Source organism: Kribbella antibiotica (genome assembly GCF_004349055.1).
Lineage (GTDB): Bacteria > Actinomycetota > Actinomycetes > Propionibacteriales > Kribbellaceae > Kribbella > Kribbella antibiotica.
This window is the reverse complement of the sequence record NZ_SMKX01000231.1, coordinates 1-10,660: the sequence shown is the minus strand read 5'-3', so window position 1 is coordinate 10,660 and position 10,660 is coordinate 1. Positions and strand designations below refer to the sequence as shown.

Sequence of the window (10,660 nt, the reverse complement as noted above, 5' to 3'; positions counted from 1 at the left end):
CGCCACCGCGACCCCGCCATCAACCATCCGCAACAACACACCGCCATGACGCTCAACATCCACAGCCAACGACACAGACATCGCAACTCCTCAAATCGAGGCGTTGCAACGACCACGAGAACCCGCCATACCGCTGGCCCACCCACAATGCGGTGGGTCAGCCCATCAAATGGCGGATGCGGGAGCCGGATCGGTAACGGCTGCGTCCAAGGGCCTACCGAAAGCCCGGAACGTGGATAGGGTTGGCAGATGGATTGGTTGCGCGAGAATCTGTGGGCTGCCTGGCTGTCGATTGCCGGCGTGCTGGCCCTGGCCGAGCTAGCCTCGCTCGACTTCACCCTGCTGATGCTGGCGGCCGGTGCGTTCACGGCCGCGGGAGCTGCAGCGCTCTTCCCGGGATTGCTCTGGCTGCAGATCGTCGTCGGCCTCGTGACGACGGCCGCGATGCTGGCCGCGATCCGGCCGTTGCTGGTTCGCAAGCTGCATCACAGCGGTGAGCTGAAGACCGGTTCGGCCCACGTCATCGGCCGCACCGGCACGGTCGTGAAGGAGATCCACCCCGACGGTGGCGGTTCGGTCCGCCTCGGTGGAGACCTCTGGACAGCACGCCCGTACGACGATGTGTCGACCATCAAGCCGGGCACCCGTGTCGAGGTGATGTCGATCGACGGCGCGACCGCGGTTGTCTACCCGCTCCCGGAGCCGGCCCGCCACGAGCTCGACACACACCCCGAGCTGAACGACTCGGACCCGTCGCCCGGCGATCCGCAAAAACCTGCGCAGTAGGCTCGAAGTACAGGGCGTCGAGCAATCTGCTCGAACTGGCAACGACGCGCCGGGAACCGGAACGCCGGTTGCCCCGTCGATAAGAAAGACTGTCCGTCCTGAGGGTTCTGTCGAGTTGGAGGGTCCAGTGATCGGCTTCCTGATAGTGCTGGCGATCGTCGCCATTTTGGTGATCGTCACCCTGGCCAAATCGGTAAGGGTGGTGCAACAGCAGACCGTCGGCATCGTGGAGCGGTTCGGTAAGTACAAGACCGGCCTCCAGCCGGGCCTGAACCTGCTGACCCCGTTCGTCGACAAGGTCCGCTACACCATCGACATGCGCGAGCAGGTCGTCTCGTTCCCGCCGCAAGGCGTGATCACCGAGGACAACCTGATGGTGTCGATCGACTCCGTCATCTACTTCCAGGTCAACGACCCGGTCCGGGCGACGTACGAGATCTCGAACTACATCCAGGCCATCGAGCAGCTGACCATGACGACGCTGCGAAACATCATCGGTGGCATGGACCTGGAGCAGACGCTGACCTCTCGTGAAGAGATCAACGAGAAGCTGCGGTACGTGCTGGACGAGGCGACCGGCAAGTGGGGCATCCGGGTCAACCGGGTCGAGCTGCGCTCGATCGACCCGCCGCCCTCGATCCAGGACTCGATGGAGAAGCAGATGCGCGCGGACCGCGACAAGCGCGCCGCGATCCTGACCGCCGAGGGTATGCGGCAGTCGGCCGTCCTCGCGGCCGAGGGACAGAAGCAGTCCGCGGTCCTGACCGCCGAGGGTGACAAGCAGTCCCGCATTCTGCGCGCGCAGGCCGAGCGGGCCTCGCGGATCCTGAAGGCGGAGGGTGAGGCGCAGGCCATCACCACGGTCTTCAACGCGATCCACGCCGGCAAGCCGGACCAGGGTCTGCTCGCCTACCAGTACCTGCAGATGCTGCCGTCGATCGCCCAGGGCGACTCGAACAAGCTCTGGATCATCCCGAGCGAGATCGGCAAGGCGATGGAGGGTCTCGGCAGTGCCGTCGGCCAGATCGCCGGCATCCCGCAGAAGGCCGAAGGCGACTGGAAGCAGCCGGAGTTCTCCCAGGACGCACCCACGGCCGAGGTCGAGGGCGGTTCCCAGGACAAGGCCGTCACCGACGCCGACAACGCCGTACAGGAAGCGATCGCGGCGGCGCAGAACGCGGCCGTCAGCGGACGGACCGCGGCCCCGGCCGCACCGGCGCCGTCGACCAGTCCGGTGCACACCGAGCAAGAACCGCCGCTCGAGCGCTGACCGAGCTGTCTCAGCAGGGCCTCCGGACATCCGGGGGCCCTGTTGTTGTCTGTAGAGTCGGGCAACGATGACATGGTTCGAGGCGCTGTTCGTCCTGGTGGCGGGAATGGGCGCGGGCACGATCAACGCCGTGGTGGGATCGGGCACGTTGCTGACCTTCCCCGCCTTGCTTGCCATCGGCATCCCGCCGGTGCTGGCCAACGTCAGCAACAACATCGGTCTCGCGCCCGGTACGGCGGCCGGTGCGATCGGCTACCGCCGTGAGCTCGAAGGCCAGCGCGGCCGGATGATCCGGCTCATACCGGCCTCACTGGTCGGCGGTCTGCTCGGGGGAGTGCTGCTACTCACCACCCCGGAGACCGCGTTCCATGCTGTCGTGCCGGTCCTGATCCTGCTCGGTTGTGTCCTGGTCGCCTTCCAGCCGTTGCTGTCGAAGTGGATCAGCGTGCCCACGCACACCCATCGCGGCGCGTGGTGGGTGATCCCGGCGGTCTTCGCCACCGGCGTGTACGGCGGATATTTCGGTGCCGCGCAAGGGGTCTTGCTGATGGCGGTCCTCGGCCTCGGCCTGGATCCGAACCTGCAACGGATGAACGGCCTGAAGAACGTGCTCGCCACGGTCGTGAACACGGTCGCCGCGATCCTGTTCATCATCGTCGCCGACGTGGACTGGATGGCCGTAGGACTGATCGCGGTAGGCTCGACCATCGGCGGTTTCCTCGGCGCTCGTTACGGCCGCAAGCTCCCTCCGATCGCGCTCCGCGGACTCATCGTCTGCATCGGCATCCTCGCCATCGTCACGATGGTGTTCTAGCGGTCAGCCCAGCCAGCAGCAGATCCAGCCCGTAGTTGAACTGCGTGTTGCCGCCGGTCGTCCGGGAAAGCTCGGGCGCCAGCTCGATCACCGTCGGGAAGTCCCGCGACGACAGGGACTCCATCGACGCCCGCAGCCGTCGCAACGCATCCGGGTCGCTCTGCTCCTGAGCCATCTGGATCTCCCAGGTCGTTGCCCCGAGCACATAGGTGAACAGCGTCGTGTGCGTGCGGGCTGCGATCTCCGGCTCGAACCCGGCCGACCGCAAGACGCTCAGCAGCCCCTCGGCGACCCGCGCGGTCTCGTTGCCACTCAGCGGCCGGCTCGCGAGTAGTTGCGCTAGGCAAGGATGCTGCAGCATCAGGATCCGCAGGTCGCGGCAGACCGATCGCACCTGGTCGGGCCAGGGCAGTCCCTCCGGCGCCGGAGGCATCAACCCCATCAGATGGTCGCGGATGCCGTCGTACAGGTCGTCCTTGTTCCGGAAGTAGGTGTAGAGGGCCATCGGCCCGACACCGAGCTCGGCCGCGACGCCACGCAAGCTGAACCCGTCGGGGCCCTTGGCCTCCATCACCACCAAGGCCGACCGGATGACCAGGTCGGGGCTCAGTGTGTTGCGGGGTGTTCGCGCCATGTGATGCAGCTCCCTTTCGACTTCCCTAACGTACAGTGTATAGTACAACGTATGCGAGCCATTGAGATCACTGAATTCGGTGGACCTGAGGTCCTCAAGGTCGGCGACGTTCCGGATCCGGTCGCGGGTGACGGCAAGGTCCTGATCACCGTCGATCACGCCGGTATCAACTACGCCGACACCCACCAGGTGGAGAACAGCTACCTGCAGGCGGCCAAGCTGCCGATGATTCCGGGCGGTGAGGTGGTCGGTCACACGGCCGATGGCCGCCGGGTCGTCGCGCTGGTCGGTTCGGGCGGGTACGCCGAGAAGGCCGTCGCTGCCGCGCCGTACGCCTGGGATGTTCCGGAGGGTGTCTCCGACGGAGACGCACTCGCGCTGGTGCTGCAGGGCACGACCGCCTGGCACCTGCTCAAGACCTCGACCCACTTCCAGCCCGGCGAGTCCGTGCTGGTGCACGCCGGTGCCGGTGGCGTCGGATCACTCGCCATCCAGCTGGCCAAGCACTGGGGTGCCGGCCGCGTGATCGCGACCGCGTCGACCGAGGAGAAGCGCAAGCAGACCCTCGAGCTCGGCGCCGACGTCGCCATCGACGGTACGCCGGAAGGCCTGAAGGACCGCATCATCGAGGCGAATGGCGGCAAGCCCGTCGACATCGTGCTCGAGATGGTCGGCGGACCGACGTTCGACGAGTCGTTCGCCGCGCTGGCCAAGTTCGGCCGCCTCGTCACCTTCGGTGCAGCGTCCCGCGAGTCTGCCGCCCCGATCGAGTCGAGCCGGTTGATGAAGGGCTCGAAGACCGTCGTCGGCTTCTGGCTGGCTGACTGCTTCGCAGACCCGCGCCTGCTCGGTGACCCGCTGACCGAGATGTTCGGCCTGGTCGCCGACGGCACCCTGCGCCCGATCGTCGGTGGTGAGTACGCGCTCTCCGAGGTCGCGACCGCGCACGAAGACATGCGAGCCCGCCGCACCGTCGGCAAGCTCCTGCTCGACCCCACCCGCTGAAACGTCGAAGGACAACAAATCATGGCTACTGCAGTCGAGAAGGTTCTGTACACCGCCAAGGCCACCGCTGAAGGCGGCCGCGACGGCAAGGTGACGAGCAGCGACGGCAAGCTCGCCGTCGTCGTCGCGCCCCCGGCCGAGCTGGGTGGCACCGGTGAAGGCACCAACCCCGAGCAGCTGTTCGCCGCCGGGTATGCCGCTTGTTTCCAGAGCGCGATGATGACGGTCGCCCGTCGCCTCCGCGTCGACACGACCGGCTCCACGGTCACCGCCGAGGTCGGCCTCGGCGCGATCCCCGGTGGCGCCTACGGCATCCAGGTCGCGCTCGTCGTCAGCCTGCCGTCGCTCGAGAAGGACGTCGCTCAGGACCTGGTCGAGAAGGCCCACCAGGTCTGCCCGTACTCCAACGCGACCCGCGGCAACATCGTCGTAGACCTGAAGCTGGCCTGACCCAACAGCCAGAAAGAAGAGACTGACACCGTCCGGTCAGTCCAGCCGCGCCAAGGCCTCTTTCAGCAGGCCTTCGGTCGCGGAGACGGGTGCCGCCGCAATCGTGAGCCCCTCCATGATTGCGGCGTACTCGTCGACCTCCTCGAGCTTGTCGAGGTAGAGCGCGCTCGCCGCGTTCTCGATGTAGACGATGTCCGGCAGGTCCCCGTCCGGGAACCGCAGGATGCTGAACGCACCGCCCGCGCCGGGGTAGCCGACACTGCTGAACGGCATGATCTGCAAGGTGATGTTGGACTGCCGAGCACACGTCATCAGGTGCTCGATCTGCGCCCGCAGAACCTCGACACCACCGACCGGCCGGTGCAGCGCCGCCTCGTCGAGGACCACCCACAGCCGCGCAGGTGTTCCCCGGGTGAGGATCTGTTGCCTGGTCACCCGCAGCGCGACCCGCTGAGCCACCTCGTCGTCCGGCAGGTACGACTTGCCGAGCTGGACGACGGCCCGCGCGTACTCCTCGGTCTGCAGCAGACCGGGCACGAACATGACCTCATAAGTGCGGATGAGAGTGGCCGCGACCTCGAGTCCGACGTAGTTGGTGAACCAGCTCGGCATCACATCGCCGTACCGGGACCACCAGCCGGGGTTGTTCGCGGCGCGCGCCAGCTCCATCAGCCGGAAGCGCTCTTTGTCGTCCTGCATCCCGTAGAGGTCGAGCAGGTCGTTGACGTCGCGTTCCTTGAAGCCGACCCGGCCGAGCTCCATCCGGCTGACCTTGGACTCCGAGGCGCGGATCTGCCAGCCCGCGTCGGCGCGACTGATCCCGGCCACCTCCCGCATCCGCCGGAGCTGCCCACCGAGCATGATCCGCAGCGCCGTCGGCCCACCGTCTCCGCCGCCGGCCACTGTCACTCCGTCATCAGCCACTGCCGTACCTACCGCGCCCCTGCACTCATCCGATTCAGCACTCACCCATTCCAGCGCGCGATGCTACTCCGTGTCCACGGGCTGGGGCCGGTTGCCGCTCCGAAGCGTGAGATCACCTTTGCGCAAGAGCCAGCACCGTCGCGCTCGGTAGCTTGGCCAGCTCGGCGCCGTCGATCAGGATCTTCGACGCGCGGATCCCGCTCCCGATCACCACGAGACCAGCCTGTACGACGCCTTCGTCGACCAGCACCGGCCACTCCGCGGGCAGACCGATCGGCGTGATGCCGCCGTACTCCATGCCCGTCGTACTGACCGCGTCGTCCTGCGCGGCGAACGAGATCTTCCGGACGCCGAGGTGCTTGCGGATCACTCCGTTCACATCGGCACGGTCGTCAGCGAGCACCAGCACAGCGGCGTACGACGACTCACCGCCGCGCTTGCCGAGCACGATCACGCAGTTGGCCGACGCAGCCATCGGTACGTCGTACTCGGCGCAGAACGCGGCCGTGTCGGCCAGCTCCGGATCGATCGCCACCGCGTACGCCGGCAGGTCGCCGAGCGCATCGCGCGTCGGCTCCGCCAGCAACTCCGGTACGGCGCTCGCCAGCTGCCACTCGAGTTTGCCCAGCACCGGCGCGGTCACTCCGCCGCCTTCGGGGCGACGAGGTCGGCGTACTCGGTGTGCTTGGCCAGGTAGTCCTGGTAGTACGGGCAGGCGGGCTTGACCCGCAGACCCTGGGCACGCGCCTCGTCCAGCGACGTCGACGCGATCTTGCCGGCCACTCCGCGACCGCGGAAGTCGGGCAGCGTCTCGGCGTGCAGGAACGCGATCACTCCGGGGTGCCGCGCGTAGTCGACGAAGCCCATCAAGTTGCCGTCGGCGTCCAGTGCCTCGTACCGGTTGTGCTCCGCAGCGTCCACCACAGTGATCTCGTTCTCCATACCCGCAACTCTAGAGGGCGTCTGGGAACTCCACGCCTACTGCGCAGCACTCGGCACGGCACCTCGCCGCACTGGTGCAAAGGCCACGATGGAAAAACATCGAGGCCTTCGCCCCAGCGCACCGAGCTACCGCACCGAGCACTTGCTCGCTACGGCGTGCAGTTCCCAGACGCCCTCTTAGTCAGACCTCCACAGGGCAGGGTTTTGAGCCCGCCGCGCGCGGGGTACCGACTCCGGTGGGCGTGTCCCAGCGGGGGACACGGGGCTCGGGAGGAGCAGGATGAGCAACGAGCACGCGCTTGCGGAAGGCAAGGCAATACCCAGTCTCGTGCCGGCCCGGATGGACCGATTGCCGTGGACAAGATTCCACTGGATGATCGTCGTCGGGCTCGGTGTCTCCTGGATTCTGGACGGACTCGAGATCCAGCTGGCCGAGGGGCAGTCACTGGAGAACGTCGCCAAACCGCTGTCCGCGCGGGAAGACGGCGGCGCCCGATTCCAGGGACCGGCCCCGCGCCTGCCCAGTACTGATGCTCAGGGCCGCCGGATCACTCCGGTGAAACCTGAAGCTGAGCAAGGCACGGACGACCGGCCGCAGGACGAGCCTCCGGTCAGCTGAGGGCGCGGCGGATGGCGTCCATCACGTCGGACGCCATCCGCTTGCTCACCTCGGCGCCCGCCACCAGGCCGGACCCGTGGAAAGTACCGCGGTAGTGGTGCAGTTCGGTGCTGACGCCGGCCTCGAGGAGCCGTTGGGCGTAGACGATCCCCTCGTCGCGCAAGGGGTCGAATTCGCAGACAGACACGAAGGCGGGCGGCAGGCCGGACAAGTCCTCGGCGCGCGAGGGAGCGGCGTACTGGAGTCCGAGGGTTTCCGGCGTACCGGAGAGGTAGTACTTCCAGCTGTATTCGGCGTTCGGACGGTTCCACAGCGGGGTGTCGACGAACGCCTGCATCGACGGCGTTTCCAGCCGATCGTCGAGCTCGGGGATCTCCAAGAGCTGGAAGCAGATTGCCGGCCCCTTCCGGTCGCGGGCCAGCAGCGCGACGGCGGCGGACAAGCCGCCACCCGCACTCCCGCCGCCGACCGCGATCCGGGCCGGATCGATGCCGAGCTCGGCGGTGTTTGCGGCCAGCCACTCGAGGGTGGCGTGGCAGTCCTCGAGCCCGGCCGGGAACGGGTGCTCCGGTGCGAGCCGGTAGTCCGGGGAGACGGCCACGGCACCGGTCGCGGCCGCGATGTCGACCGAGAACTGTTCGGTCATCTCCGGGTCACCCAGCACGAACCCGCCGCCGTGGATGCTGAGGAACCCGGGCCGCAGCCCCTCCACCCCGGTCGGCGTGTAGACCTTCGCACGGATGTCGTAGCCGTCGTGGCCGCGGATCGTCACCTCACGGATCTCGATCCCGTCCGGTACGACGACCGGGGGGATCATGCTCTGGATCTCGCCGGCCCGATTCCGGATCAGCGACATGTCGCTGATGTCAACGTCCGGAAGCATCGCCAGCCAGGGCGTCAGTTCCGGGTCGAACGCGTACTTCGTCATGCGTGGTGCCTTTCTGCTCGCCGTCGCCTCGAGCATGCCGGTCCAGCCTGACACGCCGCAGCCGCCGGGTGGCGGAGATCCGGGGCCCGCTGTCCGACGTTCGGCGTAACCTCTCGGTATGAAGGGCCTGTTGCTGCGACTGTCGTCGCTCGACTCCGACGCGGAGAGCGCCGTCCGCGTGATCGGCTTCTTCGACGCGCTGATGACGGACCGCGCCGAGCTGGCGACCTTGCTCCGCAGTACGGCGGCGCTGGCGGAATGCCCCGTCGGCGTCGCCGCACCCGGCCGTGGTCTCGTTCTGCGCGCCGATCCCGACGGCACGATCGACCTGGGCGAACCGCCTTCCGGAGCCGACCTCCGTGAGTACGGCGACGCGCGGTTCTGGCTTGCCCGTATCGGACCCGCACTTCCACTCGACGAAATGGTCCTCGAACGCTTCGCCCTGGCCGGCTCCCTGCTCCTGGACCGCACGGTCAGCAACCTCCCCGCGGTCGGCGACCCGGCGCTCGTCGAGCTGGTCGTGTCCGCCACCGCGGGCATCGCCGAACGTTCCCGAGCCCTCCACCTCCTCGGGATCAATCCCACCAGCACCCTTCGAGTTGCCGTCTCAACATCCGCCCCGGAAGCCAGCCCCGCCTCCGCCTCGGTCCAGCCCGCCGTGCGACCTGCTTCGTGCACCACCCCGCGGTCCGCTCCAGTCGGCGACCACCTCGTGAGTCTGTGGACGGACTCTGATGCGGAGCCGACGGCCGACGTACGGACTGGGGTTGGGCCTGTGGTGCCGGCTATTCGCGCGGCTGACTCGTGGCGGGATGCGTGTACGGCGCTCCGACTGACCTCGCCCGAGGCGCCCGTCGTACGGGCCGATGATTTGGGCGGCTTGCTGGTGGTCGTCGAGCGACTGCGGCCGGAAGACATCGCGGCGTCGCCTGATGTCGCAGCGCTGGATCGGATCGCCGTGGAATCCGGCGGCGAGGACCTGCTCGCGATTCTGCGCGCGTTCGCGGTCACGGACTCCGTGCGTAAGGCGGCTGCGCTCGTCTTCCGGCACCACAGCACGGTCGCGTATCGGCTCGAGCAGGCCGAGTCGATGCTCGGGTTCTCGTTCGGCAACGCGGGCGGCCGGTTCCGCCTGCAGTTGGCGCTGACGATGCGGGCCTTAGGACTCAGTTGACCTTAGGATCGGCCACGTGGCAGGACTCCTGATCGCTGGTACGACGTCCGACGCCGGCAAGACGACCGTGGTGACCGGACTGTGCCGCTGGCTCGCGCGCCAGGGGGTGCGGGTGGCGCCGTACAAGGCCCAGAACATGTCGAACAACTCGATGGTCTGCGGCGACGGCACCGAGATCGGCCGGGCCCAATGGATCCAGGCGATCGCCGCCGGCGCCGAACCCGAGGCCGCGATGAACCCGGTGCTGCTCAAACCCGGCAGCGACCGCCGCAGCCACGTCGTCCTGATGGGTCAGCCGTGGGGCGAACTCTCCGCCCGCGGCTTCCTCACCGAACGCGCCGAGCTCGCCAAAGCCGCCTTCGCCGCGTACGACGACCTCGCGTCCCGCTACGACGTGATCATCGCCGAGGGCGCAGGCAGCCCCACCGAGATCAACCTGCGCCAGTCGGACTACGTGAACATGGGCCTCGCCCAGCACATCAAGTCACCCGTCGTCGTGGTCGGCGACATCGACCGCGGGGGAGTGTTCGCCTCGATGTTCGGCACGGTGGCACTGCTCGACGCGGCCGACCAGTCGTTGATCAGCGGTTTTCTGATCAACAAGTTCCGCGGCGACGTCTCGCTCCTCCAGCCGGGTATCGACATGCTCACCTCCGTCACCAGCCGGCCGACGTACGGGATCCTGCCGTGGCTCCCCGAACTCTGGCTCGACTCCGAAGACGCCCTCGACATCCCAGTACGCCGTACTGCCGCCAGCTCGGACGTGCTCTCGATCGCCGTCGTCCGCTTCCCCCGGATCAGCAACTTCACCGACCTCGACGCCCTCGCCGCCGAACCCACCAACACAGTCTTCTTCACCACCAGCCCCGCCGAAGTCCGCGACGCCGACCTGGTAGTCCTCCCCGGCTCCCGAGCCACCACCTCCGACCTCGCCTGGCTCCGCTCCCTCGGCCTCGACACCGCCCTGGTTGCCCGCGCTGCCCGGTCCCGCCCCATCCTCGGCATCTGCGGCGGCTACCAACTCCTCGGCGGCGCCATCACCGACCCCCACGGCGTCGAAGGCGGCGGCACCCACACCGGCCTAGGGCTGTTGCCAGTAGCAACAGAATTCGCC

The 10,660-nt window shown here is 67.7% G+C and carries 13 protein-coding genes; 8 read left to right on the top strand and 5 right to left on the bottom strand.

Annotation, left to right across the window (positions count from 1 at the left end; genetic code table 11):
- Window positions 1-249: 249 nt before the first annotated feature.
- The 3 genes from E1263_RS40395 (at window position 250) to E1263_RS40385 (ending at window position 2,870) form a co-directional block, all read left to right on the top strand.
- Window positions 250-786, top strand: coding sequence for an NfeD family protein (locus E1263_RS40395; RefSeq protein ID WP_132177424.1), 537 nt, complete (start codon window positions 250-252; stop codon window positions 784-786).
- A gap of 127 nt (window positions 787-913) precedes the next feature.
- Window positions 914-2,056: an SPFH domain-containing protein gene (locus E1263_RS40390; protein WP_132177422.1), complete on the top strand. Its 1,143-nt coding sequence runs from the start codon at window positions 914-916 to the stop codon at window positions 2,054-2,056.
- A gap of 67 nt (window positions 2,057-2,123) precedes the next feature.
- Window positions 2,124-2,870: a sulfite exporter TauE/SafE family protein gene (locus E1263_RS40385; RefSeq protein WP_132177420.1), complete on the top strand. Its 747-nt coding sequence runs from the start codon at window positions 2,124-2,126 to the stop codon at window positions 2,868-2,870.
- On the opposite strand, the gene E1263_RS40380 is transcribed toward E1263_RS40385, so the two are convergent.
- A complete protein-coding gene (locus E1263_RS40380; protein ID WP_132177418.1) occupies window positions 2,854-3,504 on the bottom strand; it encodes a TetR/AcrR family transcriptional regulator in 651 nt (216 codons plus the stop codon). The two genes, E1263_RS40385 and E1263_RS40380, sit on opposite strands and share 17 nt — an antisense overlap.
- A 51-nt stretch (window positions 3,505-3,555) precedes the next feature.
- On the opposite strand from E1263_RS40380, the gene E1263_RS40375 reads away from it, so the two are divergent.
- A complete protein-coding gene (locus E1263_RS40375; RefSeq protein ID WP_132177416.1) occupies window positions 3,556-4,509 on the top strand; it encodes a quinone oxidoreductase family protein in 954 nt (317 codons plus the stop codon).
- Between the two features lie 21 nt (window positions 4,510-4,530).
- Window positions 4,531-4,959, top strand: a complete 429-nt coding sequence (locus E1263_RS40370) for an organic hydroperoxide resistance protein (RefSeq protein WP_132177414.1) — start codon at window positions 4,531-4,533, stop codon at window positions 4,957-4,959.
- A 36-nt stretch (window positions 4,960-4,995) separates the two neighbouring features.
- Here the strand turns inward: E1263_RS40370 and E1263_RS40365 are convergent, their stop codons facing one another.
- The 3 genes from E1263_RS40365 to E1263_RS40355 all read right to left on the bottom strand — a co-directional run bounded on the left by E1263_RS40365 (window position 4,996) and on the right by E1263_RS40355 (window position 6,825).
- On the bottom strand, window positions 4,996-5,820 hold the full coding sequence (locus E1263_RS40365) for a helix-turn-helix domain-containing protein (RefSeq protein ID WP_132177426.1): 825 nt from the start codon (window positions 5,818-5,820) through the stop codon (window positions 4,996-4,998).
- A 175-nt stretch (window positions 5,821-5,995) separates the two neighbouring features.
- The gene (locus tag E1263_RS40360) at window positions 5,996-6,526 is read right to left on the bottom strand and encodes a YbaK/EbsC family protein (RefSeq protein WP_132177412.1); all 531 of its coding nucleotides are present in this window, start codon (window positions 6,524-6,526) and stop codon (window positions 5,996-5,998) included.
- Window positions 6,523-6,825 carry a GNAT family N-acetyltransferase gene (locus E1263_RS40355; RefSeq protein WP_132177410.1) on the bottom strand — a complete coding sequence of 101 codons (303 nt, stop codon included), beginning with the start codon at window positions 6,823-6,825 and terminating at the stop codon, window positions 6,523-6,525. Before E1263_RS40355 ends, E1263_RS40360 begins: the two co-directional genes overlap by 4 nt.
- Window positions 6,826-7,105: 280 nt before the next feature.
- Between E1263_RS40355 and E1263_RS40350 the strand changes: the two genes are divergently transcribed.
- Window positions 7,106-7,444, top strand: a complete 339-nt coding sequence (locus E1263_RS40350; protein ID WP_132177408.1) for a hypothetical protein — start codon at window positions 7,106-7,108, stop codon at window positions 7,442-7,444.
- Here E1263_RS40350 and E1263_RS40345 read toward each other — a convergent pair.
- A complete protein-coding gene (locus E1263_RS40345) occupies window positions 7,437-8,372 on the bottom strand; it encodes an alpha/beta hydrolase (protein WP_132177406.1) in 936 nt (311 codons plus the stop codon). The two genes, E1263_RS40350 and E1263_RS40345, sit on opposite strands and share 8 nt — an antisense overlap.
- 118 nt (window positions 8,373-8,490) lie before the next feature.
- On the opposite strand from E1263_RS40345, the gene E1263_RS40340 reads away from it, so the two are divergent.
- Window positions 8,491-9,546, top strand: coding sequence for a PucR family transcriptional regulator (locus tag E1263_RS40340; RefSeq protein ID WP_132177404.1), 1,056 nt, complete (start codon window positions 8,491-8,493; stop codon window positions 9,544-9,546).
- Between the two features lie 16 nt (window positions 9,547-9,562).
- Window positions 9,563-10,660 (top strand): cobyric acid synthase (locus E1263_RS40335; RefSeq protein ID WP_132177402.1); only part of this gene is annotated, 1,098 nt, incomplete at its 3' end.